Consider the following 24,177-nt stretch of genomic DNA (forward strand, 5'->3'; position numbering starts at 1 on the left):
CATGGAGTTTGAGAATATGAAGCAACTGCAAATCGCCGTCGGCATTATTCGTAATCAGCAGGGTGAAATTTTTATCACGCAGCGTGCAGCCGATGCACACATGGCGAACAAATGGGAATTCCCCGGTGGGAAGATTGAGGCCGGTGAGTCCCCGGAGCAGGCGGTGATCCGCGAACTACAGGAAGAAACCGGTATTGTGGCGCAAACTGCCAGCCTGTTTGAAACCCTGGAGTATCAGTTCCCGGATCGCCAAATTTCCCTGTGGTTTTATCTGGTTGAACAGTGGGAAGGAGAACCCTGGGGCAAAGAAGGGCAGCCAGGACGTTGGGTTGCTCAGAGGGAGCTCATCGCTGACGAGTTTCCGCCAGCCAACGAGCCCGTTATTTTAAAACTGCTGAACGCTTAGCGTTCCTGTTCTTCGCTCCAGCCTTCGCTTTCAGAGAGGTCGCCGCTGCTGGGAATACGTTTTTCCTCTGCGGCCCATTCTCCAAGATCGATAAGCTGGCAGCGTTTGCTGCAGAACGGCCGGTAAGGGCTGCTCTCGTTCCAGATAACGGCTTTACCGCAGCCCGGGCAATTGACGATAGTCTCTTCGCTCATGTTTCTTCCTTAACAGCAGGCTAGCTCAAAGTCGAGGCGTTCCGGAACCAAGCCATTTTCCGAATCTAGCGGCATAAAACGAATCGCAAAGCGGCTTTTATGGCCCGAAATCTGTGGATAAAGCTGGTCGCCAAGAGTGAGATGTAGGCGAAGCAGGTCGGCATCATCGCCGTTGTCCTGGTAGAACCCATTGAGGCTGGTTTGTTTCCGGAACGGCGCAGAATTGCGGATGATGTCCAGCAGAAGGTCGAGCGACTGTTTCACAGGTTCGAGACTGTTTAGCCAAAAGTTAACCTGAGCATCGCGTTGTTCCTGGGGCAGATAAAGCCAAATGTGCAGGGTAGGCAGGTCGAAGCTACAGCAGCCGCCTGGGATGCTAAGACGCTGACGTACTAGTGCAATAAGCCGGTCTTCTCGCAGTATCTGCCCTATACGCGGCGCGGCCATTAGCACACTGCCACAGCTCTCCAACTGGCTTCGCAGTGAGTCGATACGCTGCATATCAACCCCCGGGACTTCCGACCAGCTCAGCAGTTTACGCTGCTGACGGCTTATCTCTTTGAGAATATCAGTGCGAATTTCGCCCCTTTCAAACACATCCAGTAAGTCACCGACGTTACGAAAAAAATGCAGCGCCTTTGCGCTGTCATTGATAGGAAGTGCTGACTGCATCTGTTGGATCAAAAACTCAATACGCAGCCATGTGCGCATTTTCTCATTCAATGGGTGTTCGAAAAGAACCTGAGTGTTCATTATTCTGCTTCCTGTTGTGCGGCCAGACTAGCCAGTTTCAGGTACTGGCGATGCAGGCGGTCAACATGCACGACAACGTCCTGGGGACTGCCGTCATTATTAATTACATCATCTGCCACGGCGAGACGAGCTTCCCGGGAGGCCTGAGCGTCCAGGATCTGCTGTGCGTTTTCGCGGGAAACATTGTCCCGCAGCATAGTACGCGCAATCTGGGTCTCGGGGGAAACATCCACCACTAAAATCCGGTCCGCCTTTTGTTGCAGATTATTTTCTACCAACAGAGGGACTACCCACAACACGTAAGGTGAGGTAGCACGGGCAATCTCATCACGGGTTTGCTGCTGGATAATGGGATGTAGCAGGTTATTAACCCATTGCTTTTGCTGCGGGGAGCTGAAGATCGTTTCTCTCAACGCCCGACGGTTTAAAGAACCATCTTCCAGAAGGATCTCTGGGCCAAAATGTTGAGAAATGAGAGCTAACGCACGTTGGCCTGGCTCAACAACCTGACGGGCAATCACATCTGCATCGATGACGGTGACTCCAGCGCGGGAAAAGGCTTCGGCGACGGTACTTTTACCACTGCCAATGCCGCCCGTAAGTGCAACCGTGAAAACCATAAATAACCGATCCTGATGCTATATTTATCAATAAGATAAAGGCCTTTCTACAACGTGATTCTCAGTGGGTTTGCACCACATAAAAATCTGATATTCGCCGTCTGAGGGCCTTTTACCGTTTACCAGGTAAATTTAAACGATTGTAGCGTAAAAAAGTCGGTTTTCGCAGTCTTGCGGAGTCATTATTACTGCGTATGATAGCGTCACTGGAGTTGGCTGTTGTTTGCTCGTTTTATTTTAAGCCACAGGTACGTTTACCGTGCTTGCTCACCCCAGTGTCTGATTTCTTTCTCTCTGGGTTTGGGCTTACCTCTGTACTGTGTCTTGAGTAATGAAGAGCCTACCGCCGATCGCGTTCATCGCTATTCGACCCAGGGATCTGCACCATGCGTATTGAAGAAGATTTGAAGTTAGGTTTTAAAGACGTTTTAATCCGCCCAAAACGCTCCACCCTCAAAAGCCGTTCAGACGTTGAGCTGGAACGTCAATTCACATTCAAGCATTCCGGTATCACGTGGTCTGGCGTCCCTATTATTGCTGCAAATATGGACACTGTAGGCACTTTCGCGATGGCGCAGGCGCTGGCCTCATTCGATATCCTTACCGCCGTGCACAAACACTACTCTGTAGAAGAGTGGAGCAACTTTATTCGTTCCGTGCCTGAAAGCCTGCTGCGCCATATCATGGTCTCAACCGGTACGTCTGATGCAGATTTTGCCAAAACTAAGCAGATTCTGGCCCTGACGCCTGCGCTGAAATTTATCTGCATCGATGTGGCAAACGGCTACTCTGAACACTTCACCCAGTTCGTCAGCAAAGCGCGCGAAGCATGGCCTGACAAAGTTATCTGTGCGGGTAACGTGGTTACCGGTGAAATGTGTGAAGAACTGATCCTCTCCGGGGCTGATATCGTGAAAGTGGGCATTGGCCCTGGTTCTGTATGTACCACGCGCGTTAAAACCGGCGTGGGCTATCCTCAGCTTTCCGCCGTCATTGAATGTGCTGACGCAGCTCACGGCTTAGGCGGCCAGATCGTCAGTGACGGTGGCTGTACTGTGCCGGGCGATGTGGCTAAAGCCTTTGGTGGTGGCGCTGACTTCGTTATGCTGGGCGGTATGCTGGCAGGGCATGAAGAAAGCGGTGGTACTGTTGTCGAACAGGATGGCGAGAAGTTTATGCTGTTCTACGGTATGAGCTCCGAGTCGGCTATGACCCGTCACGTAGGCGGTGTTGCGCAGTACCGCGCCGCAGAAGGCAAAACCGTTAAGCTGCCTCTGCGAGGGCCGGTGGAAAATACCGCTCGCGATATCCTTGGCGGCCTGCGTTCTGCCTGTACCTATGTAGGTGCCTCTCGCCTTAAAGAGCTGACCAAGCGCACAACTTTCATCCGCGTAGCGGAACAGGAAAACCGCGTTTTCAATAGCCTCTGATGAGCATCGATGACGCAGCTCAGGTTGCGTCATCCTCCTCCGCCCATGGCATCCCCCATCTGGAAAATAGGCAGATACATGGCGATCACCAGTGTGCCAATGATCAAGCCAATGACCAGCATCATGACGGGCTCCAGCGTGGCGGCAAGATTTTCAGCTAGCTCCTGCGTTTTCTCATAATGCCAGTGCGCCAGGCGCTCGAGCATAAGATCCAGAGAACCAGATTCTTCACCAATACGAACCAGCTGTTGGCAAAGTGGTGTGAAATACCCGGACTGCTCCAGTGCCTGCCATAGAGGCTTCCCTTCTGAAACCCGATCGCGAACATCAGCAATTTGCCGCTGCCAGAGGCGTTGGGTCAGCGTTTTCTCTACCGCTTCAAGGCCCTGCAACAGGGGAACACCAGAATGCTGAGACAGCGTCAGTACGGTAAAAATCTGGCTGAGTAACTGGCCTCGCCTCAAGGGGGCAATCACCGGTATTTTTAACAGCAGTAATTGTTCTTTTTCTCGAACAGCGGGTTGTGTACGGCGAAGCCACCAGCCGATAACCACTAAGAGCATAAAGGTTAAAAACCACCATCCCCCTTGAGACGTTGCCCACTCTGAAAGGCTCATTACTGCTTGGGTGATTGCGGGCAGCGGCGCGTTAAAAGAACGATAAATATTGGCAAACTCAGGCAGGACAAATCCAACCATGCCTGCCGTTACCAGCAATGCCACAACCAAAATAAAGAGTGGATAGCGCAGGGCTTTCATAACCTTTTTGGTCAGTTGGTATTGTTGTTCTTGTTGCTCGGCCAGTCGCTGGCAGCACTCAGCAAGCCTTCCCGTCAGCTCTCCGGTATGCAGCAAGGCAATAAACAGGGGCGGGAAGATATGAGGCCATTGCTTAAGCGTTTCCGAAAACGGTATCCCCTGCGCTACCTGTCGCTCTATGTGCTGTAATAATGCTGACCATGCAGGTTTTGGATGCTGGCGGGCTATGAGCAACAGCGCGTCAGTTAAGGCGATACCTGCATGGAGCAGCGCTGCAAGCTGCCGGACAAAGTCAATTTTGTGCTGAATATGCCAACAGGATCTTCCTGACAGCGATGATTTTTTAACGGACAGGAGCTGAAGCTGCTGTTGAGCAAGTTCCTCCTCAAGCGAAGCGCGTTCGTCGGCAAGCGATTCACCGCTCTTGAGCTGGCCTTCGTTGTCTATGGCTTCCCAGTGCCAGAGCAGAGGCCTAGACATTTGGCACACCTAGCACACGGTAAACCTCCTCCAACGTTGTATGGCCTTGTTCTACGGCGACGCAGCCACTTTCGAAAAGCGTACTCATCCCTTGCTCTTTAGCGAGACTTTGAATGTTACTTGCGGGTTCGCCTTCTGTGATGGCTTGCCTTAAGTCGGTCGATAGCGGCAGGATTTCAAATAACGCAGTTCGCCCATAATATCCTCCGTAGCAACGTTCACACCCTGTTGCCTGCCAATTGGGCAGTGCGGAAGGCCAAATGTGCGCAGGTAATGTTATGGCTGGCTCGTGGTGTGTTCTGCAGTGAGGGCAAAGTTTTCTGACTAGCCTTTGAGCCACGATGAGATTCACCGCAGACGCGATCATCCAGCGAGGAACAGCCATTTGCTCCAGGCGGACAAGCGTTTCAACGGTGGAGTTGGTGTGCAATGTCGATAAAACCAGGTGCCCGGTCTGGGCAGCTTTGATGGCAATTTCTGCTGTTTCTCCATCCCTGATTTCACCGACCATAATGACGTCTGGATCCTGCCTCAGCAACGCTCGCAGGACGTTCTGGAAGGTGAGGCCGGCCTTAGGGTTTATCTGCGTCTGATTCAGCCCTTCCTGTGGGATTTCTATTGGGTCTTCTACGCTGCAGACGTTGATGTCTGGTTGGTTAAGCGCCGTTAGGGCACTGTAGAGCGTAATGGTTTTTCCGCTGCCCGTTGGACCGGTTACCAGAATCATGCCCTGCGGGGCCTGGAGCGATTGCTCAAGTTGTTTTGTTCCATCTTCTGACATGCCCAGTGCGTGAATATCCATATGTTGTTTGCCCTGCTGAAGAAGCCGTAAAACGATCTTTTCTCCATAACGGCAGGGCAGCGTCGAGACGCGAAATGACGCTTTTACGTCCTCGGTCAGGTAGTCCATTTGCCCATCCTGCGGAAGTCGCTTTTCTGCGATATCCAGGTTAGCAAGAATTTTTAGCCTTGCAGTGACGGGCGCGGCCATTGCCTGAGGCAGTAGCGGCTGGCATTGCAGCACGCCGTCAATGCGAAGCCGGATTCGATAGGCATTCTCGAAAGGCTCAAAATGGATATCGGATGCACGTTGCTGTACGGCGGTGGCAAGGGCTGTATTTAAGAGTGCGACCACTGAAGTGCTGCGATCGTGTTCCGAAGGTTGAGAGGGCTCCCGCGTTTGCCATTTCTCAAGCCGCTCAATGGGCCAGATCTCTACATCAATGTGTTTATCACAAAGAAAACGGAGTGCTTCGTACATTTGCTCGTTTGGGGCTTCTACAGCAGCAATTCGCACTGTGTCGGGTGTTTCTTCTACAAATATGGCGTTGTAGTGCTGGCATAGGGCATTAAGCTGTTCTTTTGTGCTCATTTGCCAGCCCCCGCTTGCGTTTCGTTAAAGCGGAATACATCTTCACAGGCTTGTTTTAGCGGCGATCCGTTTTCAGCATTACAAACCCTTGCCCAGCCAGCTACGCCGTTCGCATCGCTCCACTGAGGGGTGAACGTTACCGCCAGCCCGTTCAGGGACTCCTGGCCGTTGAGCGTCACAATGCCGCTGGCAACGCTCATTGAACTGATGTAGCGCGTCGTTTTGGTTTCAGCGATGCCGTTACTGCCGGCATTGCAACCGGAGAGTCCCCCACGCTCGATGGCACAAAGCTCGACGGCGGTACGATAGGGGAGGAAGGTTTGCAGCATATCGGTCAATGCTGCTTTACGAAGGTAGTTTTGATAGCCTGGAATACCGATGGCGCTAAGAATGGCGATGATGCCTATCACCACCATGAGCTCAATTAGCGTAAATCCTTTTTGCTTGTTCATCTGTCGCTCCTTTTGGTTAGAGAGCAACACTGTGCTGAACCGGCGAAGCAATAGCGAATGGGGAAGCGGGGATTCGGGAAATGCCTTCCGCGTTAGTTGACGCAGTTGTATGTATCGACAATCAAAATGGAAGTCAGTACGCAAAAAGCGGGCGCAACACAGGTTGGCCCGCTGTGGTGTTGCATTAGCGGAAGCGCATAGACAAGTCGAGGGCGCGTATGTGCTTAGTCAGAGCGCCCACAGAGATGTAGTCCACGCCCGTATCAGCGAAGGTTCTCAGCGTCTCTTTGGTCACATTGCCCGAGACCTCCAGGCGCGCTTTCCCTTGAGTAAGTGCCACAGCCTCACGCATTTTCTCAACGGTAAAGTTGTCCAGCATGATGATGTCAGCCCCGGCTTTTAGTGCCTGGTCCAGTTCATCGAGAGACTCAACTTCCACTTCTACCGGCACGTCCGGATGCATCCAGAATGCTTTCTCCACGGCCTGACGGATAGAGCCGGAAGCGATAATGTGGTTTTCTTTGATCAGGAAAGCATCGGAAAGGCCGAGGCGATGGTTGCTGCCCCCGCCGCATAGCACGGCATATTTCAGCGCGGTGCGCAGGCCAGGAAGCGTTTTACGGGTATCCAGCAACTGCGTTTTAGTGCCCTCAAGCAGCGCCACGTAACTGTGAACTTCGCTGGCTACGCCTGAGAGCGTTTGCACGAAGTTCAATGCCGTTCTTTCTCCGGTCAGGAGAATGCGGGCTGGGCCATTGAGCTCAAAAAGTGGCTGATTGATGCTGACTTCAGCACCATCTTCAACATGCCAGGTCACCGTCACGTCGCCGCCAAGCTGAATAAAGACTTCTTCTACCCAGCGTTTACCGCAAAAAATGCCATTTTCACGGGTGATAACGACCGCATGAGACGTGCTTTCTGGGGGTAATAATTGTGCCGTGATGTCGTTATTCGGGTCGACTTCACCCCCCAGATCTTCCCGCAGCGCCTGGGATACGGCGAGAGGGATATCAAGGGTAATTCGTTCGAGCAGCTCGTCACGTCGGCGGTCAGGATTATAACGGCGGGGCGGCATGATAAAACTCCGGAATGAATAAGTTAGTATCGTTTCATGCTACTCTGAAGCGACTTCAAGTACCACTCTAAGGAGAACCTCTCATGCAGCTTAAAGACGGCTGGCTGGTGGGGGTAAAACATCTGCCATCCCCGCATTGTGACGGCCGACCGGAAGAGGAAAATCCCTCGTTGCTGGTGGTGCACAATATCAGTTTGCCGCCGGGGGAGTTCGGTGGCCCATGGATTGACGCATTATTTGCCGGAACGCTAGATCCTGCCGAGCATCCTTACTTTGCCGGTATTTCGCATTTGCGCGTGTCAGCCCATTGTCTGATTCGCCGGGACGGCGAAATTGTTCAGTACGTGCCTTTCGATAAACGAGCCTGGCATGCGGGCGTCTCAAGCTACCGGGGCAGAGAGAAGTGCAACGACTTTTCTATCGGTATTGAGCTGGAAGGTACCGACACACTGGCTTATACCGACGCTCAATATGAACAACTCACTGCTTTAGCTAACTTACTGATTCAACACTATCCTGATATAGCGAAACACATGACGGGCCACAGCGACATAGCGCCCGGTCGGAAGACCGACCCTGGCCCTTCGTTTGACTGGCCGCGCTTTTTGGGTGCGGTTGAAGAGGCAACTGACAAGGAGAGCACATGACCCTGTTTACCCTGCTGTTAGTCCTGATGGGCGAGCGATTGTTCAAAATGGGCGAGCACTGGCAGTTAGATCACCGTCTTGAAGTGCTGTTCGGGCGGGTTAAGCATTTTTCTTTGTTAAGAACGCTGCTAATGACTGCGGCCTTTATGGCCGTTGTTTTCCTGATCCTCCGTGCTTTGCATGGATTATTGTTCAATGTCCCGCTGCTGGTGTTCTGGATTGCGCTAGGTGTGTTGTGCATCGGGGCCGGTCAGGTCAGGCTGCATTACCATTCGTATCTTAAAGCTGCCAGCCATGATGATGAGCATGCCCGCGATGCGATGGCCGCCGAACTGACATTGATTCATGGTGTTCCGCCTGAGTGCAGCGAGCGTGAATACCTGCGTGAGCTTCAAAACGCGCTGCTGTGGATTAACTTCCGCTTCTATCTTGCCCCGCTGTTTTGGTTCGTGGTGGGCGGAGTCTGGGGGCCGGTTACGCTCGCGGGATATGCTTTCCTGCGTGCATGGCAAACCTGGCTTGCTCGGCACCACACGGCGCATGAGCGCTTGCTCTCAGGGATTGATGGCATTCTTCACGTACTGGACTGGGTGCCTGTTCGCCTGGTTGGGGTCGCTTATGCTCTGCTGGGCCACGGCGAGCGAGCGCTTCCCGCGTGGTTTGCTTCTCTTGCCGACAGGCATACTTCTCAGTACCAGGTTTTGACGCAGTTAGCCCAGTACTCGCTGGCGAGAGAACCCCATCAGGATAAGATGAAAACGCCGAAAGCTGCGGTATCGCTGGCGAAAAAGATTTCATTGGTGATTGTGGCGGTTGTGGCGTTACTGACGATTTACGGGACTTTGGTCTAAGCAGGAAGGCTTGTAACAAAACGCCCCGCAAATGCGGGGCGTTTTGTTTATCAGGCTTTTACAGCCTTCAGGTTTTTCTGTTTCAGGAAATATCCAACACCCAGAATCGCAATCCACACTGGGATCAGATAAACCGAGATAGCCATGCCCGGCGTAATCAGCATGATGACCAGCACGCCAACCATAAACAGCAGGCAGACCCAGTTTCCTAACGGATAGAACAGAGCAGGGAAGCGGGTTTTTACCCCTTGCTGCTGCTTGGCGCGACGGAACTTCATGTGCGCCAGGCTGATCATTGCCCAGTTGATCACCAGGGCGGAGACCACCAGAGCCATCAGCAGGCCGAAAGCGGATTCCGGTGCCAGGTAGTTAATCAGCACGCAAAGGGCGGTAAAGCCTGCGGAAACCAGAATCGTGTTCACCGGCACACCGCGCTTATCGACGCTTTTCAGCATCTTCGGCGCGTTGCCCTGCTGCGCCAGGCCGAACAGCATACGGCTGTTGCAGTAAACGCAGCTGTTGTAAACCGACAGGGCAGCGGTGAGTACCACGATATTCAGGGCGTTAGCCACGAAAGTATCGCCCAGCTCATGGAAGATCAGCACGAATGGACTGGTGTCTGCGGTAACACGCGTCCACGGCAGCAGAGAAAGCAGAATCGCCAGCGATCCCACATAGAAAATCAGAATACGATAGATAACCTGGTTGGTCGCTTTTGGAATGCTCACTTCCGGGTTGTCTGCCTCGGCGGCAGTAATACCGACCAGCTCAAGCCCTCCGAAGGAGAACATAATGATAGCCATCATCATGACCAGCCCGGTAATACCGTGCGGCAGGAAGCCGCCCTGATCCCAGAGGTTGCTGACGGATGCCTGCGGGCCGCCGTTGCCGCTAAACAGCAGCCAGCCGCCGAACAGGATCATGGCGATAACCGCCACCACTTTAATAATGGCGAACCAGAACTCCATCTCACCAAAGACTTTAACGTTAGTTAAGTTGATGGCGTTGATAGCGACGAAGAACACCGCCGCCGTGGCCCAGGTCGGGATCTCTGGCCACCAGAATTGAATGTATTTGCCGACAGCCGTCAGTTCAGCCATGGCGACCAGAACGTAGAGTACCCAGTAGTTCCAGCCAGAAGCGAAGCCCGCGAAACCACCCCAGTACTTATAAGCAAAATGGCTGAAGGACCCGGCTACCGGCTCCTCAACGACCATTTCACCCAACTGGCGCATAATTAAAAAAGCAATAAACCCGGCGATAGCATAGCCGAGAATAATTGCCGGACCTGCGGACTGGATGACGGATGCGCTGCCCAGAAACAGGCCCGTCCCGATAGCTCCACCCAGCGCGATCAGCTGAATATGGCGGTTTTTTAGACCGCGCTTCAGCGTGTCGCCGTGCTGTTGACCTTCCATCATGTAACCTCGTAGTGGTTAATGTCTGCGCTACATTGACGCGGATGTAATTGTTGTATTCCGTAATGTGTAGTCTTTTTTTTACGGTTATCAATTATGAATTTTGCGGATAGGGCTACCGCATCGCAAAGAATAGTGTTAAGCGCAGGCCTTTGCACCTGCTTTCTGCCACTGCTCTGACGAGTTGGGCAAAAAGAAACCATTTGTAAAAAAGGGGGGAGGGAAATGTGAGGTCGGAATAGTTCTTGAGCAGCCGTTTTACGTCACAAAAATGACATACATTTACCGCATCTCTCGGTTGTTTTTGAAAAATATATCGTTTCATAAACGTTAACTTACCGCTTTGTGGGTAAACGTGAGTTAGTGCCCAGGTTATGGTTTTGAAAACCCCTTCTTTTGTTATTGTTAAAATGTGCCTGCTTTCATGATTTCAATCAAAACCAATATGGACAGAAGGTGAATACTTTGTTACTTTTAGCCTCACGAACGTGAAATTGGTCTTACCAATTGACTCCGGGCTAATGGCAGAGATAGGGAACGATGGCCTACAGCAAAATCCGCCAACCAAAATTATCCGATGTGATAGAGCAGCAGCTGGAGTTTCTCATCCTTGAGGGCACTCTACGCCCGGGCGAAAAACTTCCACCTGAACGCGAACTGGCGAAACAATTTGATGTTTCCCGACCTTCGCTGCGTGAGGCCATCCAGCGCCTCGAAGCTAAGGGTTTGCTGCTTCGTCGCCAGGGCGGCGGTACTTTTGTCCAGAACAGCCTTTGGCAGAGCCTTAGCGACCCGCTGGTCGAACTGCTCTCAGACCATCCCGAATCCCAGTTTGATCTGCTTGAAACCCGCCATGCGCTTGAAGGCATTGCCGCTTATTACGCGGCGCTGCGCGGAACCGAAGAAGATCTCTCGCGCATTGGTGATTGTCATATTGCCATCCAGCAGGCTCAGGAGTCCGGCGATTTAGACGCCGAAGCCGATGCCGTCATGCAGTATCAAATTGCCGTAACCGAAGCTGCGCATAATGTTGTGCTTCTTCATTTATTACGCTGCATGGAGCCTATGCTCGAACAGAACGTTCGCCAGAATTTTGAATTGCTCTACGCGCGCCGCGAGATGTTGGCGCAAGTGAGCAGCCATCGCGCCAGCATTTTTGCGGCGATTATGGCTCGCCAGCCGGAGCAGGCGCGAGAAGCGTCGCACCGTCACCTGGCGTTTATTGAGGAAATATTGCTGGATCGCAGCCGTGAGCAGAGCCGTCGTGAGCGCTCTCTCCGTCTTCTTCAGCAACGTAAGGATTAAGCGCCAAACTTTAGAGCGCGGCAACTAAACACAGAACCTGTCTTATTGTGTTTTCTCGCGAAAATACAATGGGACAGGTTCCAGATAATCAACGTATTAGACAGATAAGGAATACCCCCATGTCAGAACGTTTCCCAAATGACGTGGATCCGATTGAAACTCGCGACTGGCTACAGGCGATCGAATCGGTTATCCGTGAAGAAGGTGTTGAGCGTGCACAGTATCTGATTGATCAGTTGCTGTCCGAAGCCAGCAAAGGCGGCGTGAAAGTCGCTGCTTCTGCAGGTGCTCGCAACTATGTGAACACCATTGCCGTTGAAGACGAACCGGAATATCCGGGCAATCTGGATCTGGAACGCCGTATCCGTTCTGCTATCCGCTGGAACGCCATCATGACCGTTCTGCGTGCATCCAAGAAAGATCTGGAACTGGGCGGCCACATGGCATCCTTCCAGTCTTCTGCGACCGTTTACGAAGTGTGCTTCAACCACTTCTTCCGTGCAGCTAACGAGAAAGACGGCGGCGATCTGGTGTACTTCCAGGGCCACATCTCTCCGGGCATCTACGCACGTGCTTTCCTTGAAGGCCGCCTGACCGAAGAGCAGATGAACAATTTCCGTCAGGAAGTTCACGGTAAAGGTCTGTCTTCTTATCCGCACCCTAAACTGATGCCAGAATTCTGGCAGTTCCCGACCGTTTCCATGGGGCTGGGCCCAATCGGTGCGATCTACCAGGCTAAGTTCCTGAAATATCTGGAACACCGTGGCCTGAAAGACACCTCTGAGCAAACCGTTTACGCCTTCCTGGGCGACGGTGAAATGGATGAGCCAGAATCTAAAGGCGCGATCACCATCGCGACCCGTGAGAAGCTGGACAACCTGTGCTTCATCATCAACTGTAACCTGCAGCGTCTGGATGGTCCGGTCACCGGTAACGGCAAGATCATCAACGAACTGGAAGGCATCTTCAGCGGTGCTGGCTGGAACGTAATCAAAGTGATGTGGGGCGGTCGTTGGGATGAGCTGCTGCGTAAAGATACCAGCGGTAAACTGATCCAACTGATGAACGAAACCGTTGACGGTGACTATCAGACCTTCAAATCCAAAGACGGCGCTTACGTTCGTGAGCACTTCTTCGGCAAATACCCTGAAACCGCAGCGCTGGTTGCAGACTGGACTGATGAGCAGATCTGGGCCCTGAACCGCGGTGGTCACGATCCGAAGAAAGTCTACGCTGCACTGAAAAAAGCGCAGGAAACCAAAGGTAAAGCGACCGTTATCCTGGCCCACACCATCAAAGGTTACGGCATGGGCGATACCGCAGAAGGTAAAAACATCGCTCACCAGGTGAAGAAAATGAACATGGACGGCGTGCGTTATATCCGCGACCGTTTCAATGTGCCAGTGACCGATGAGCAGGTAGAAAACCTGTCTTACATCACCTTCCCTGAAGGCACCGAAGAGCACAAGTACCTGCATGAACGTCGCCAGGCACTGAAAGGCTACCTGCCTGCTCGTCAGCCTAACTTCTCCGAAAAACTGGAACTGCCTGCGCTGGAAGACTTCTCTCAGCTGCTGGAAGAGCAGAACAAAGAGATCTCCACCACCATCGCCTTCGTTCGTGCCCTGAACGTGATGCTGAAGAACCCGTCTATCAAAGACCGTCTGGTTCCAATCATCGCCGATGAAGCGCGTACCTTTGGTATGGAAGGTCTGTTCCGTCAGATCGGTATCTACAGCCCGAACGGCCAGCAGTACACCCCGCAGGACCGTGAGCAGGTTGCATACTACAAAGAAGACGAGAAAGGCCAGATTCTGCAGGAAGGGATCAACGAACTGGGTGCGGGCGCATCCTGGCTGGCGGCTGCGACCTCTTACAGCACCAACAACCTGCCGATGATTCCGTTCTACATCTACTACTCTATGTTCGGTTTCCAGCGTATCGGTGACCTGTGCTGGCAGGCTGGCGACCAACAGGCTCGCGGCTTCCTGGTCGGCGGGACTTCCGGTCGTACTACTCTGAACGGTGAAGGTCTGCAGCACGAAGATGGTCACAGCCACATTCAGTCTCTGACTATCCCTAACTGTATCTCTTACGACCCGTCTTACGCGTACGAAGTGGCTGTCATCATGCACGACGGTCTGACCCGTATGTACGGTGAAGCGCAAGAGAACATTTACTACTACATCACCACTCTGAACGAAAACTACCACATGCCGGCTATGCCAGCAGGTGCCGAGGAAGGTATCCGTAAAGGTATCTACAAACTCGAAACCGTTGCAGGTAGCAAAGGTAAAGTTCAGCTGCTGGGCTCCGGTTCTATCCTGCGTCACGTACGTGAAGCAGCACAGATCCTGGCGAACGACTACGGCGTGGGCTCTGACGTGTACAGCGTAACCTCCTTCACCGAACTGGCTCGTGATGGCCAGGATTGTGAGCGCTGGAACATGCTGCACCCAATGGAAACTCCGCGCGTACCTTACATCGCTCAGGTGATGAACGATGCTCCAGCGGTTGCTTCTACTGACTATATGAAACTGTTCGCTGAGCAGGTTCGTACTTACGTACCAGCGGATGATTATCGCGTACTGGGTACTGACGGCTTCGGTCGTTCTGACAGCCGCGAAAACCTGCGTCACCACTTCGAAGTTGATGCTTCTTACGTGGTAGTAGCAGCCCTGGGCGAACTGGCTAAACGTGGCGAAATCGATAAGAAAGTGGTTGCAGACGCAATTACCAAATTCAACATCGATGCAGAAAAAGTTAACCCGCGTCTGGCGTAAGAGGTAAAGAGACAATGGCTATCGAAATCAAAGTACCAGACATCGGCGCTGATGAAGTTGAAATCACCGAGATTCTGGTCAAAGTTGGCGACAAAGTTGAAGCTGAACAGTCGCTGATCACTGTAGAAGGCGATAAAGCCTCTATGGAAGTTCCGTCTCCACAGGCTGGCGTCGTGAAAGAGATCAAAGTCTCTGTCGGCGACAAAACCGAGACCGGTAAACTGATCATGATTTTCGATTCCGCCGAAGGTGCAGCAGCCGCTGCACCTGCTAAGGCAGAAGAGAAGAAAGAAGCCGCTCCGGCCGCAGCACCTGCTGCCGCGAGCGCAAAAGACGTTAATGTGCCAGACATCGGCGGTGACGAAGTTGAAGTTACCGAGATCATGGTGAAAGTGGGCGACACCGTTGCCGCTGAACAGTCTTTGATCACCGTAGAAGGCGACAAAGCTTCTATGGAAGTCCCTGCTCCGTTCGCGGGCGTGGTGAAAGAGATCAAAATCAGCACTGGCGACAAAGTGTCTACCGACTCTCTGATCATGGTCTTCGAAGTGGCGGGTGCCGCACCTGCAGCCGCTCCGGCACAGGCTGCTGCTCCGGCTGCTGCCGCAGCACCTGCGGCTTCCGGCTCTAAAGACGTTAACGTCCCGGACATCGGCGGTGATGAAGTTGAAGTCACTGAAGTGATGGTCAAAGTGGGCGACAAAGTTGCCGCCGAGCAGTCACTGATCACCGTTGAAGGCGACAAAGCTTCCATGGAAGTGCCTGCGCCATTCGCCGGTACCGTGAAAGAAATCAAAATCAGCACCGGCGACAAAGTATCTACCGGCTCCCTGATCATGGTCTTCGAAGTGGAAGGCGCTGCGCCTGCTGCGGCTCCGACTGCTGCTGCACCAGCGCCAGCCGCTGCGGCACCAGCCCCGGCAGCCAAAGCCGCTGCACCTGCTGCTAAAGCAGAAGGCAAATCTGAATTTGCTGAAAACGACGCGTACGTTCACGCTACTCCGCTGATCCGTCGTCTGGCTCGCGAATTCGGCGTTAATCTGGCGAAAGTGAAAGGCACCGGCCGTAAAGGTCGTATCCTGCGCGAAGACGTTCAGGCTTACGTGAAAGACGCTGTTAAGCGCGCTGAAGCAGCTCCGGCTGCGACCGGCGGCGGTCTGCCAGGCATGCTGCCATGGCCGAAAGTGGACTTCAGCAAGTTCGGCGAAATCGAAGAAGTGGAAATGGGCCGCATCCAGAAAATCTCTGGTGCTAACCTGAGCCGTAACTGGGTGATGATCCCGCACGTTACCCACTTCGACAAAACCGATATCACCGATCTGGAAGCGTTCCGTAAGCAGCAGAACGACGAAGCCGCTAAGCGTAAGCTGGACGTGAAGTTCACCCCTGTGGTGTTCATCATGAAAGCCGTTGCTGCCGCGCTGGAGCAGATGCCTCGCTTCAACAGTTCCCTGTCCGAAGATGGCCAGAAGCTGACGCTGAAAAAATACATCAACATCGGTGTGGCGGTTGATACTCCTAATGGTCTGGTTGTTCCAGTCTTCAAAGACGTGAACAAGAAGAGCATCACCGAGCTGTCTCGCGAACTGATGGCTATCTCCAAGAAAGCTCGTGACGGCAAGCTGACCGCTGGCGAAATGCAGGGCGGCTGCTTCACCATCTCCAGCCTGGGCGGTATCGGGACAACTCACTTCGCGCCGATCGTTAACGCGCCAGAAGTGGCTATCCTGGGTGTCTCCAAGTCTGCGATGGAGCCGGTCTGGAACGGTAAAGAGTTCACGCCGCGTCTGATGATGCCAATGTCTCTTTCCTTCGACCACCGCGTAATCGACGGCGCTGATGGGGCTCGCTTCATCACCATCATCAACAACATGTTGTCTGATATTCGCCGCCTGGTGATGTAATTGAAAAGCCGGCCAATCGGCCGGCTTTTTTCTGGTAATCTCATGGTGTTTGTGAGGTTATTGGCGAAAGCGACAATTCGTGAGCCGTTTGTTGTTTCAAAATTGTTAACAATTTTGTAAACTGCGGGCGGATAGAACGACCCGGTGGACGACGGGTATAAATTAAGAGGTCATGATGAGCACAGAAATCAAAACTCAGGTCGTAGTACTTGGGGCAGGCCCGGCAGGTTACTCCGCAGCATTCCGCGCCGCGGATTTAGGTCTGGAAACCGTCATCGTAGAGCGTTACAGCACCCTTGGTGGTGTTTGTCTGAACGTCGGCTGTATCCCTTCTAAAGCGCTGCTGCACGTTGCTAAAGTTATCGAAGAAGCAAAAGCACTGGCCGAACACGGCATCGTTTTCGGTGAGCCGAAAACCGATATCGACAAAATTCGTACCTGGAAAGAGAAAGTTATCACTCAGCTGACCGGCGGCCTGGCGGGTATGGCCAAAGGCCGTAAAGTGAAAGTGGTAAACGGTCTGGGTAAATTCACCGGGGCTAATACCCTGGAAGTGGAAGGCGAAAACGGTAAAACCGTGATCAACTTCGACAACGCTATCATCGCGGCGGGTTCCCGTCCGATCGAGCTGCCGTTCATTCCTCATGAAGATCCACGCGTGTGGGATTCCACAGATGCGCTGGAGCTGAAATCCGTACCTAAACGCCTGCTGGTTATGGGCGGCGGTATCATCGGTCTGGAAATGGGCACCGTATACCATGCGCTGGGTTCAGACATTGACGTGGTTGAAATGTTTGACCAGGTTATCCCGGCTGCGGACAAAGACATCGTTAAAGTCTTCACCAAACGCATCAGCAAGAAATTCAACCTGATGCTGGAAACTAAAGTGACTGCCGTTGAAGCGAAAGAAGACGGTATCTATGTTTCCATGGAAGGCAAAAAAGCCCCTGCAGAACCACAGCGTTACGACGCGGTTCTGGTGGCTATCGGCCGCGTGCCGAACGGTAAAAACCTTGATGCAGGCAAAGCCGGTGTTGAAGTGGACGACCGTGGCTTTATCCGCGTTGACAAACAGCTGCGCACCAACGTGCCGCACATCTTTGCTATCGGCGACATCGTCGGTCAGCCAATGCTGGCACACAAAGGTGTTCACGAAGGCCACGTTGCCGCAGAAGTTATCGCCGGCATGAAGCACTACTTCGATCCGAAAGTGATCCCATCTATCGCTTACACCGAGCCAGAAGTTGCATGGGTTGGTCTGACTGAGAAAGAAGCGAAAGAGAAAGGCATCAGCTACGAAACCGCCACCTTCCCGTGGGCTGCTTCTGGCCGTGCTATCGCTTCCGACTGCGCAGACGGTATGACCAAGCTTATCTTCGACAAAGAGACTCACCGCGTTATCGGTGGGGCGATTGTCGGGACCAACGGCGGCGAGCTGCTGGGCGAAATCGGTCTGGCTATCGAGATGGGTTGTGACGCAGAAGACATCGCGCTCACCATCCACGCTCACCCGACGCTGCACGAATCCGTTGGCCTGGCGGCTGAAGTCTTCGAAGGTAGCATCACCGACCTGCCAAACGCCAAAGCGAAGAAAAAGTAGCTTTCAGCGTTTGATAAAGCGGCCCTCAGGGGCCGTTTTTTTTGCCTGTAAAAGGCCGCCCTTGCGAGCGGCCAGTAGCTTAATTGCCCAGGTTCAAAACGAACTGAACGGTAATGTCTGAAATATTCCAGCCACCCTGGCTCAGCGAAAGCAGCGAACCTAACAACAGAAGCAGCGCGTACAGCAAACGCATTTCCATTGCGTGTATACCCTTTTGGGCTACGGCGATTCCTTCTTCACCGGGAAAGGCAGAATCAGGCAAGTGTTTGAGGCTTGCCACGTAGAGCGGTTGAGCTGCTCCCATGCCCGGCGACTGGCTGCTACGCCAGCGAAGCAGGCCAGGAGTAACGTTACGGTAAATAACCTCTTCTACAAATCAACATGTTAAGTTTGCAGTGAGTTACATCAATTTTCATAAGGCTGTACGCAAAAAATACAATTCATCTTGCCGTGAGTCATTTTCAGATGCAGAATAGACAGCGTTTGAGGCTTGCCACAAAACATTTCCTTTCATCGTGTGCTACCACTTTGTCAGGGCAAACTAACCGCCGAAAGGCGGTTTTTTTGTGTCTGATGGTCATATCAAAAAGTAATCTATTCCCCCTTAACGATTCAGCAAAGTTTTAATGTTGCTTTTTTGTAAACAGATTAACACCCCCTGAAAATCCTGCTATGCTGCCCGACGCGGTACCGGGCATTTACCCTACAAACTGCTGTCTCACAGGAGCGTGAAGAGAGAGATCCGGTAGCGCCAAATGACAATGAGAGCGAGGAGAACCGTCGTGCTAGAAGAATACCGTAAGCACGTAGCTGAACGTGCCGCAGAAGGGATTGTTCCAAAACCCTTAGATGCCACCCAAATGGCCGCACTGGTTGAGCTGCTGAAAACCCCACCAGCAGGTGAAGAAGCATTCCTGTTAGATCTGATTACTAACCGTGTACCGCCGGGCGTTGATGAAGCCGCCTACGTGAAAGCCGGTTTCCTTGCTGCCATTGCCAAAGGCGATGCCACATCCCCGCTGATTTCCCCTGAAAAAGCTGTTGAACTGCTGGGCACCATGCAGGGTGGCTACAACATTCATCCGCTGATTGACGCGCTGGATAACGAAAAGCTGGCACCGATTGCCGCCCAAGCGCTGTCCCACACGCTGCTGATGTTTGATAACTTCTACGACGTAGAAGAGAAGGCCAAAGCGGGCAACACCTACGCTCAGCAAGTGCTGAAGTCCTGGTCCGAAGCCGAATGGTTCCTGTCTCGCCCTAAACTGGCCGAGAAAATCACCGTTACCGTCTTTAAAGTCACCGGTGAAACTAACACCGATGACCTGTCTCCGGCGCCGGACGCATGGTCCCGCCCGGATATCCCTCTGCACGCCCTGGCGATGCTGAAAAACGCCCGCGAAGGTATTGAGCCCGATCAAGCTGGCGTGATCGGCCCGATCAAGCAGATCGAAGCGCTGCAGAAAAAAGGTTTCCCGCTGGCCTACGTGGGCGATGTTGTGGGCACCGGCTCTTCCCGTAAATCAGCTACCAACTCCGTGCTGTGGTTTATGGGCGATGACATTCCGAACGTGCCGAACAAGCGCGGCGGCGGCGTTGTGCTGGGCGGAAAAATCGCCCCAATCTTCTTCAACACCATGGAAGATGCTGGTGCATTGCCGATCGAAGTTGACGTTAACGATCTGAATATGGGCGATGTGATCGACATTTACCCGTACAAAGGCGAAGTGCGTAACCACGAAACCAATGCGGTGATCGCCAACTTTGAATTGAAAACAGACGTGCTGCTGGATGAAGTCCGCGCCGGTGGCCGTATTCCGTTGATCATCGGCCGTGGCCTGACGACCAAAGCACGCGAAGCGCTGAGCCTGCCGCATAGCGACGTATTCGTTCAGGCGAAAGACGTTGCCGCCAGCACCCGCGGTTACTCGCTGGCGCAGAAAATGGTTGGCCGCGCCTGTGGCGTGGATGGTATTCGCCCTGGCGCTTACTGCGAGCCGAAGATGACTTCCGTAGGTTCCCAGGACACCACCGGGCCGATGACCCGTGATGAGCTGAAAGACCTGGCTTGCCTTGGTTTCTCTGCGGATCTGGTCATGCAGTCCTTCTGCCACACTGCGGCTTATCCGAAGCCGGTGGACGTGACAACGCACCACACGCTGCCTGACTTCATCATGAACCGTGGCGGCGTCTCTCTGCGTCCGGGCGATGGCGTTATTCACTCATGGCTGAACCGCATGCTGCTGCCGGATACCGTCGGCACCGGCGGTGACTCCCACACCCGTTTCCCTATCGGGATTTCCTTCCCGGCAGGTTCCGGCCTGGTGGCGTTTGCCGCAGCGACCGGCGTTATGCCGCTGGATATGCCTGAGTCCGTGCTGGTTCGCTTTAAAGGCGAAATGCAGCCGGGTATTACCCTGCGTGATTTGGTACATGCGATCCCGCTGTACGCGATCAAACAGGGCCTGCTGACCGTGGAGAAGAAGGGTAAGAAAAACATCTTCTCTGGCCGTATCCTGGAAATCGAAGGCCTGCCGACGCTGAAAGTTGAGCAGGCGTTTGAGCTGACCGATGCTTCCGCAGAGCGTTCGGCCGCAGGTTGCACCATTAAGCTGGATCGCGAACCGATCGAAGAGTACCTGAATTCCAACATCGTGCTGCTGAAGTGGATGATTGCCGAAGGTTACGGCGACCGTCGTACGCTTGAGCGCCGTATTCAGGGCATGGAAAAATGGCTGGCAGATCCGCAGCTGATGGAAGCCGACGCGGACGCAGAATATGCGGCAGTGATCGACATCGATCTGAACGATATCAAAGAGCCAATCCTCTGCGCGCCAAACGACCCGGATGATGCTCGTCTACTGTCCGACGTGGCCGGGGAGAAGATCGACGAAGTGTTTATCGGTTCCTGCATGACCAACATTGGTCATTTCCGTGCGGCAGGTAAACTGCTGGACAGCCACAAAGGCCAGCTGCCAACTCGCCTGTGGGTGGCACCGCCAACCCGTATGGACGCTGCTCAGCTGACGGAAGAAGGCTATTACAGCGTGTTCGGTAAGAGCGGCGCTCGTATCGAAATTCCAGGCTGCTCCCTGTGCATGGGTAACCAGGCTCGTGTGGCTGATGGCGCGACGGTCGTGTCGACTTCAACCCGTAACTTCCCGAACCGTTTGGGAACCGGCGCGAATGTCTTCCTGGCGTCTGCTGAGCTGGCGGCCGTGGCTTCCCTGTTGGGTAAACTGCCAACCCCTGACGAATATCAGACCTTCATGACTCAGGTTGATAAAACGGCTGTAGATACCTACCGCTACCTGAACTTTGACCAGCTGTCTCAGTACACCGAGAAAGCGGACGGCGTCATCTTCCAGACCGCGGTATAAACAGCAAAACCGTCTCTGAAGAGACGGTTTTCTAGTGTTTGCACCCTCTCCTGCGAGAGAGGGATGGGGTGAGGGCATCAGATCGCAGGGTCTCGCTCTCACCTTTTTATTTCTTGTCCTTCTACTCGCCACGCTGTTTTCCCCTGACTTTGCTGCGATAATTAAGCCTATAGGCGTGGGTGAGGATTTCCCCCGCGATGTAGAGGAAACAGCGATGGACTATGAATTTCTGCGTGACATCACCGGCGTGGTGAAGGTGCGTATGTCAATGGGGCACGAGGTTGTCGGCCACTGGTTTAATGAGGAAGTAAAGGAGAACCTGGCGCTTCTGGATGAAGTCGAGCAGGCCGTGCTTTCCGTGAAAGGCAGCGAGCGTCAGTGGCAGCGTGCCGGGCATGAATATACCCTGTGGCTGGACGAGGAAGAGGTGATCGTCCGCGCTAACCAGCTGGAAATCTCCGGGGATGAGATGGAAGAGGGGATGAGCTACTACGACGAAGAAAGCCTTTCTTTTTGCGGCGTAGAGGACTTCCTGCAGGTGGTACACGCTTACCGGGAATTTCTGCAGCAGCGTTAATCTACTTGGAGCCGTTAGTGCTCCACGTCGTTTGCAGCCAATGACCGTGGTTGCACGGTCATTAGTTTAGCCTCGGTGGGGAAAGCGTTACTTAACGTAGGCCAGCAGGCTTAAGGAATCGCGCGCCAGAGATTTGCATTTTGTTGCCGTGGGGATGGCAATACCGCTCAAATCTTTGTAGCTGTCTTCACCCAATGCTTTCATGTTCCAGCTATCGTAGTTGCTGAGATCCCATTGATTTTGTTGGGCAAAAAATACCAGAGCGCGTCGGATCTGGCCGTTAGGGAGGTTTTGGTAGCCACAATCATTTTTTAAGAACACAAATACCGCAGTCAGATCGGCCATATCTTCTGCTTCAGACTCACTCAGCGCCAGGCTGCTGGTAGAAAAAGCCAGCAAAATGCCCAGTAATAACGCCCTAACTCCCATCTTCATCACGTCTACCACTTTTTCTCAGATACGAAACGTTAACACAGTTAAATGGGCGTCGACGATATTTATTATGAGCTTAAAACTTGACCTTACCGTTAGGGAAAGGTTTATGCTCGCCGACAAGTATGCCAACTAAAGGAACTGACTATGCATCGCCGTAATTTTTTAAAATATACCGCGGCGCTGGGGGCTTTCAGCGCGCTGCCACTCTGGAGCCGTGCCGCGCTGGCGGCAGATCGTCCGGCGTTGCCTATCCCACCTTTGCTTGCCCCGGATGCTAAAAATAGCATTCGCCTCACCGTAAACGCAGGAAAGAGCGTTTTTGCCGGGAAATCGGCCACAACCTGGGGCTATAACGGCGCTTTGCTTGGCCCGGCGTTAAAGTTAACGCAAGGGGAAGCGGTCACGGTCGATATTCATAATAGCCTGGCAGAAGAGACCACGTTGCACTGGCATGGGCTTGAGGTCGGCGGGGAAGTTGATGGCGGCCCTCAGGGCGTTATCGCCGCTGGAGCAAAACGCAGCGTCACCTTTACGCCGCAGCAGCGAGCGGCGACCTGTTGGTTCCACCCGCATCAGCATGGCAAAACCGGGCATCAAGTAGCCATGGGGCTTGGTGGTCTGGTACTGATTGAAGACAACGAAAGCGCTCAATTGATGCTGCCGAAGCAGTGGGGCATCGATGATATTCCGCTGATTATTCAAGATAAGCGCTTCGGTAAGGACGGCGAGATTGACTACAAGTTAGACGTCATGAGTGCGGCCGTAGGCTGGTTTGGCGACACGCTGCTGTGTAACGGTGCCGTTTATCCCCAACACACCAATCCGCGCGGCTGGCTGCGCCTGCGTTTGCTTAATGGCTGTAATGCCCGTTCATTGAACATCGCTGCCAGCGACAATCGCCCGCTTTACGTCATCGCCAGCGACGGCGGATTGCTGGCAGAGCCAGTCAAAGTCACAGAGCTGGAAATTCTGATGGGGGAACGGTTTGAGGTGCTGGTTGATACCCGTGACGGCAAGCCATTTGATATCGTCACGCTGCCGGTGAAGCAAATGGGCATGACAGTGGCGCCTTTTGACAAGCCAGCCCCGGTGGTTCGCATCCAGCCGCTGATTATCGCGGCTTCCGGCACGCTGCCGGATAAACTTGTTGACGTACCCGCGCTCCCTTCGCTGGAAGGCGTGACCGAACGCTGGCTGCAACTGATGATGGATCCGATGCTCGACATGATGGGCATGCAGGCACTGATGGACAAATACGGCATGCAGGCCATGGCGGGCATGTCGATGGACGGCCACGGTGATATGGGCGCAATGGGCCATGGCAACATGAAGAACATGGACCACGGCAGCATGGGGAGTATGAATCACGGCGGCATGAGCCACGGATTTGATTTCCACAATGCCAACAAAATTAACGGGAAAGCTTTCGATATGGCGACCCCGGCGTTTGCTGCACAAAAGGGGAAATACGAGAAGTGGACGATATCCGGGGAAGGCGACATGATGCTGCACCCGTTCCATATTCACGGCACCCAGTTCCGTATCCTGTCCGAAAATGGTAAACCGGTGGCGGCGCATCGCCAGGGCTGGAAAGACACGGTGAAGGTAGAAGGTGCGCGCAGCGAAGTGCTGGTGAAGTTCGATCATGCTGCACCAAAGGAAGCGGCCTATATGGCGCACTGCCATCTGCTGGAGCATGAAGATACCGGGATGATGCTCGGTTTTACCGTCGCATAA

The 24,177-nt window shown here is 53.4% G+C and carries 20 protein-coding genes; 11 read left to right on the forward strand and 9 right to left on the reverse strand.

Features of this window, described 5'->3' with window-relative positions; all coding sequences use genetic code 11:
• The first annotated feature begins 16 nt into the window (after positions 1-16).
• The gene (gene mutT, locus LH23_RS08870; protein ID WP_039296481.1) at positions 17-406 is read left to right on the forward strand and encodes an 8-oxo-dGTP diphosphatase MutT; all 390 of its coding nucleotides are present in this window, start codon (positions 17-19) and stop codon (positions 404-406) included.
• Here the strand turns inward: mutT and yacG are convergent.
• From yacG to coaE, 3 genes are read right to left on the reverse strand one after another with little or no spacing between them, the layout of a single operon-like run.
• Complete coding sequence (gene yacG / locus LH23_RS08875; protein WP_038475555.1) at positions 403-600, reverse strand: DNA gyrase inhibitor YacG; 198 nt, start codon at positions 598-600, stop codon at positions 403-405. The two genes, mutT and yacG, sit on opposite strands and share 4 nt — an antisense overlap.
• 9 nt (positions 601-609) lie before the next feature.
• On the reverse strand, positions 610-1,353 hold the full coding sequence (gene zapD, locus LH23_RS08880) for a cell division protein ZapD (RefSeq protein WP_039290309.1): 744 nt from the start codon (positions 1,351-1,353) through the stop codon (positions 610-612).
• Entirely contained in the window at positions 1,353-1,973 is a 621-nt protein-coding gene (gene coaE / locus LH23_RS08885) for a dephospho-CoA kinase (RefSeq protein WP_039290311.1), read from the reverse strand. The genes zapD and coaE overlap by 1 nt, the downstream gene beginning before the upstream one ends.
• Positions 1,974-2,359: 386 nt before the next feature.
• Between coaE and LH23_RS08890 the strand changes: the two genes are divergently transcribed.
• Positions 2,360-3,403 (forward strand): GMP reductase, encoded by a 1,044-nt coding sequence (locus tag LH23_RS08890; RefSeq protein WP_039290313.1) that lies wholly within the window; start codon positions 2,360-2,362, stop codon positions 3,401-3,403.
• A gap of 29 nt (positions 3,404-3,432) precedes the next feature.
• On the opposite strand, the gene hofC is transcribed toward LH23_RS08890, so the two are convergent.
• The 4 genes from hofC to nadC all read right to left on the reverse strand — a co-directional run bounded on the left by hofC (position 3,433) and on the right by nadC (position 7,540).
• Positions 3,433-4,641 carry a protein transport protein HofC gene (gene hofC / locus LH23_RS08895; RefSeq protein WP_039290316.1) on the reverse strand — a complete coding sequence of 403 codons (1,209 nt, stop codon included), beginning with the start codon at positions 4,639-4,641 and terminating at the stop codon, positions 3,433-3,435.
• Positions 4,634-6,013: a type II secretion system protein GspE gene (gspE, locus tag LH23_RS08900; protein WP_039290320.1), complete on the reverse strand. Its 1,380-nt coding sequence runs from the start codon at positions 6,011-6,013 to the stop codon at positions 4,634-4,636. The genes hofC and gspE overlap by 8 nt, the downstream gene beginning before the upstream one ends.
• Positions 6,010-6,465: a prepilin peptidase-dependent pilin gene (gene ppdD, locus LH23_RS08905; protein WP_039290322.1), complete on the reverse strand. Its 456-nt coding sequence runs from the start codon at positions 6,463-6,465 to the stop codon at positions 6,010-6,012. Before ppdD ends, gspE begins: the two co-directional genes overlap by 4 nt.
• Positions 6,466-6,649: 184 nt before the next feature.
• Positions 6,650-7,540 (reverse strand): carboxylating nicotinate-nucleotide diphosphorylase, encoded by an 891-nt coding sequence (gene nadC, locus LH23_RS08910; RefSeq protein WP_039290326.1) that lies wholly within the window; start codon positions 7,538-7,540, stop codon positions 6,650-6,652.
• Between the two features lie 83 nt (positions 7,541-7,623).
• Here nadC and ampD point away from each other — a divergent pair, with 83 nt between their 5' ends.
• Together ampD and ampE are read left to right on the forward strand one after the other, a co-directional pair.
• Complete coding sequence (gene ampD / locus LH23_RS08915; RefSeq protein WP_039290328.1) at positions 7,624-8,187, forward strand: 1,6-anhydro-N-acetylmuramyl-L-alanine amidase AmpD; 564 nt, start codon at positions 7,624-7,626, stop codon at positions 8,185-8,187.
• Positions 8,184-9,038, forward strand: a complete 855-nt coding sequence (gene ampE, locus LH23_RS08920; RefSeq protein ID WP_039290331.1) for a beta-lactamase regulator AmpE — start codon at positions 8,184-8,186, stop codon at positions 9,036-9,038. The genes ampD and ampE overlap by 4 nt, the downstream gene beginning before the upstream one ends.
• Before the next feature lie 50 nt (positions 9,039-9,088).
• On the opposite strand, the gene aroP is transcribed toward ampE, so the two are convergent.
• Positions 9,089-10,459 (reverse strand): aromatic amino acid transporter AroP, encoded by a 1,371-nt coding sequence (gene aroP, locus LH23_RS08925; protein ID WP_166876758.1) that lies wholly within the window; start codon positions 10,457-10,459, stop codon positions 9,089-9,091.
• A 537-nt stretch (positions 10,460-10,996) separates the two neighbouring features.
• On the opposite strand from aroP, the gene pdhR reads away from it, so the two are divergent.
• From pdhR to yacL, 6 genes are all read left to right on the forward strand, one after another.
• Positions 10,997-11,761, forward strand: a complete 765-nt coding sequence (pdhR, locus tag LH23_RS08930; protein ID WP_039290334.1) for a pyruvate dehydrogenase complex transcriptional repressor PdhR — start codon at positions 10,997-10,999, stop codon at positions 11,759-11,761.
• A 119-nt stretch (positions 11,762-11,880) separates the two neighbouring features.
• A complete protein-coding gene (aceE, locus tag LH23_RS08935) occupies positions 11,881-14,544 on the forward strand; it encodes a pyruvate dehydrogenase (acetyl-transferring), homodimeric type (RefSeq protein ID WP_008461826.1) in 2,664 nt (887 codons plus the stop codon).
• A 14-nt stretch (positions 14,545-14,558) separates the two neighbouring features.
• Positions 14,559-16,448: a pyruvate dehydrogenase complex dihydrolipoyllysine-residue acetyltransferase gene (gene aceF, locus LH23_RS08940; protein WP_039290336.1), complete on the forward strand. Its 1,890-nt coding sequence runs from the start codon at positions 14,559-14,561 to the stop codon at positions 16,446-16,448.
• A gap of 175 nt (positions 16,449-16,623) precedes the next feature.
• The gene (lpdA, locus tag LH23_RS08945) at positions 16,624-18,048 is read left to right on the forward strand and encodes a dihydrolipoyl dehydrogenase (protein ID WP_008461828.1); all 1,425 of its coding nucleotides are present in this window, start codon (positions 16,624-16,626) and stop codon (positions 18,046-18,048) included.
• 782 nt (positions 18,049-18,830) lie between these two features.
• Positions 18,831-21,428, forward strand: a complete 2,598-nt coding sequence (acnB, locus tag LH23_RS08950; RefSeq protein ID WP_156108017.1) for a bifunctional aconitate hydratase 2/2-methylisocitrate dehydratase — start codon at positions 18,831-18,833, stop codon at positions 21,426-21,428.
• Between the two features lie 214 nt (positions 21,429-21,642).
• On the forward strand, positions 21,643-22,005 hold the full coding sequence (gene yacL, locus LH23_RS08955) for a protein YacL (RefSeq protein ID WP_039290342.1): 363 nt from the start codon (positions 21,643-21,645) through the stop codon (positions 22,003-22,005).
• Between the two features lie 87 nt (positions 22,006-22,092).
• Here yacL and LH23_RS08960 read toward each other — a convergent pair whose 3' ends face one another.
• Entirely contained in the window at positions 22,093-22,440 is a 348-nt protein-coding gene (locus tag LH23_RS08960) for a YacC family pilotin-like protein (protein WP_008461833.1), read from the reverse strand.
• 144 nt (positions 22,441-22,584) lie between these two features.
• Here LH23_RS08960 and cueO point away from each other — a divergent pair, with 144 nt between their 5' ends.
• Positions 22,585-24,177, forward strand: a complete 1,593-nt coding sequence (gene cueO / locus LH23_RS08965) for a multicopper oxidase CueO (RefSeq protein ID WP_039290345.1) — start codon at positions 22,585-22,587, stop codon at positions 24,175-24,177.

The organism is Cedecea neteri (assembly GCF_000758305.1).
Taxonomy (GTDB): Bacteria; Pseudomonadota; Gammaproteobacteria; order Enterobacterales; family Enterobacteriaceae; genus Cedecea; species Cedecea neteri_C.

Coding starts and splice junctions, on each gene's coding strand:
- ampE (WP_039290331.1), top strand. CDS start 8,184: ATGACCCTGTTTACCCTGCTGTTAGTCCTGATGGGCGAGCGATTGTTC.
- yacL (WP_039290342.1), top strand. CDS start 21,643: ATGGACTATGAATTTCTGCGTGACATCACCGGCGTGGTGAAGGTGCGT.
- yacG (WP_038475555.1), bottom strand. CDS start 600: ATGAGCGAAGAGACTATCGTCAATTGCCCGGGCTGCGGTAAAGCCGTT.
- cueO (WP_039290345.1), top strand. CDS start 22,585: ATGCATCGCCGTAATTTTTTAAAATATACCGCGGCGCTGGGGGCTTTC.
- aroP (WP_166876758.1), bottom strand. CDS start 10,459: ATGATGGAAGGTCAACAGCACGGCGACACGCTGAAGCGCGGTCTAAAA.
- aceF (WP_039290336.1), top strand. CDS start 14,559: ATGGCTATCGAAATCAAAGTACCAGACATCGGCGCTGATGAAGTTGAA.
- zapD (WP_039290309.1), bottom strand. CDS start 1,353: ATGAACACTCAGGTTCTTTTCGAACACCCATTGAATGAGAAAATGCGC.
- gspE (WP_039290320.1), bottom strand. CDS start 6,013: ATGAGCACAAAAGAACAGCTTAATGCCCTATGCCAGCACTACAACGCC.
- nadC (WP_039290326.1), bottom strand. CDS start 7,540: ATGCCGCCCCGCCGTTATAATCCTGACCGCCGACGTGACGAGCTGCTC.
- pdhR (WP_039290334.1), top strand. CDS start 10,997: ATGGCCTACAGCAAAATCCGCCAACCAAAATTATCCGATGTGATAGAG.
- LH23_RS08960 (WP_008461833.1), bottom strand. CDS start 22,440: ATGAAGATGGGAGTTAGGGCGTTATTACTGGGCATTTTGCTGGCTTTT.
- ppdD (WP_039290322.1), bottom strand. CDS start 6,465: ATGAACAAGCAAAAAGGATTTACGCTAATTGAGCTCATGGTGGTGATA.
- lpdA (WP_008461828.1), top strand. CDS start 16,624: ATGAGCACAGAAATCAAAACTCAGGTCGTAGTACTTGGGGCAGGCCCG.
- mutT (WP_039296481.1), top strand. CDS start 17: ATGAAGCAACTGCAAATCGCCGTCGGCATTATTCGTAATCAGCAGGGT.
- coaE (WP_039290311.1), bottom strand. CDS start 1,973: ATGGTTTTCACGGTTGCACTTACGGGCGGCATTGGCAGTGGTAAAAGT.
- LH23_RS08890 (WP_039290313.1), top strand. CDS start 2,360: ATGCGTATTGAAGAAGATTTGAAGTTAGGTTTTAAAGACGTTTTAATC.
- aceE (WP_008461826.1), top strand. CDS start 11,881: ATGTCAGAACGTTTCCCAAATGACGTGGATCCGATTGAAACTCGCGAC.
- ampD (WP_039290328.1), top strand. CDS start 7,624: ATGCAGCTTAAAGACGGCTGGCTGGTGGGGGTAAAACATCTGCCATCC.
- hofC (WP_039290316.1), bottom strand. CDS start 4,641: ATGTCTAGGCCTCTGCTCTGGCACTGGGAAGCCATAGACAACGAAGGC.